This is a genomic window from Brevibacterium aurantiacum (genome assembly GCF_007558825.1).
Taxonomy (GTDB): domain Bacteria; phylum Actinomycetota; class Actinomycetes; order Actinomycetales; family Brevibacteriaceae; genus Brevibacterium; species Brevibacterium aurantiacum_A.
Genome location: NZ_VLTK01000044.1, coordinates 1 through 1,298, shown reverse-complemented (window position 1 = coordinate 1,298; position 1,298 = coordinate 1). Strand labels below are relative to the sequence as shown.

General features: G+C 60.5%; 1 protein-coding gene. It reads right to left on the bottom strand.

From position 1 onward, the window contains the following. Positions 1-65: 65 nt before the first annotated feature. On the bottom strand, positions 66-1,208 hold the full coding sequence (locus FO013_RS22150) for an IS481 family transposase (RefSeq protein WP_047958346.1): 1,143 nt from the start codon (positions 1,206-1,208) through the stop codon (positions 66-68). Positions 1,209-1,298: the final 90 nt, after the last annotated feature.

The window sequence follows — 1,298 nt, the reverse complement described above, 5'->3', positions numbered from 1 at the left end:
AACCCTCTCCCCTGTACGGTCCGGGGACATGGTAGACAGGTGTTCGGGGACATGGTGAACACTTTTTAACATCCTTTACCCATGGTGATCGACTTTTTCTTCAGGTCGATCACCCCCACTTTCGTGCTGTACCACCACACTTCATAGCAGCCATCCTCCTGCGTCTCCTTCAGTCCGACCCGCTCTCCCCTGAACGCTTTACCCGCGCTCAGACTTACCCCTTTCACGCTCAGCTTTCCGCTGATATCCACTTTCCTGACCATCACGCCCTCGTCGTATTCCGGGGGCGTTGTGTTGCCGCTGTACCGTCGCGATGACGGCTGATACCGCGAGCCCGGTACCGCCATATCCAGCGCCTCATGCGGGCGTTCAAGGTTATAGACCGTCCGCCAGTGGTCGAAGGCGCGCTGCAGTTCACCGCTGTCCGCGAACCACTTCCCCTGCAGCACTTCCGCCTTCAGGCTGCGGTGAAAACGCTCCAGCTTGCCCTGCGTCTGCGGATGATACGGCCGGGAGTGCCCCACCCGGATACCCTGGCGCATCAGCCACAGCTCCAGCGCCGTCCAGGTGCCGGTGGTGTCTCCCCACGGTGAGCCGTTATCCATCGTCATCCTGTCCGGCAGGCCGTAGCGTTCAAACACGCTGACCAGCTGCTGCTGCACGGTCTCACGACGTTCATCGTTACAGTGCACCAGGCACAGGGAAAAACGGGAGTGGTCGTCCAGCAAAGTGAGCGGATGGCAGCGGCCACCGCCAAAGGGAAAGTGGCCCTTAAAATCCATCTGCCAGAGCCGGTTGGGCGCGTCATGTTCGAACCGTCCCGTGGCGGGAATGCCCGGTGAAGTGCCCGGCAGCAGGCCGTGACGGGCCATCAGGGTATGAACGGTGCTGAAGGCGGGCATGGTGTGCCCCTGGTCTTCCAGCCAGCGTTTAATCTTGCGGGCTCCCCAGCGTTGATGACGGTCATGGGCCATGCGCAGCAGGGCAGTGATGTCGTCAGATGAGCGGTTCGGGGAATGGTGCGGTATGCGCGGGCGGTCCTGAAGGCCGGAGGCCCCTTCCTCCGCCCAGCGACGAAGCCACTTGTAGCCGGTGGCAGGTGAAATGCCGAAGCGACGGCAGAGGGAACGGATGTTCGCCCCGTCCTGCGAGGCGAACAAAACAAACTCGGTACGTAATGACATGGTATCTCTCGCATCCCAGGGCATAAGCGACTCCATAAACGGGTTCTTATGCCTTAGTTGTAAGTGTCTACCATGTCCCCGAACAAGCGTTCACTATGTCCCCGGACCGTACAT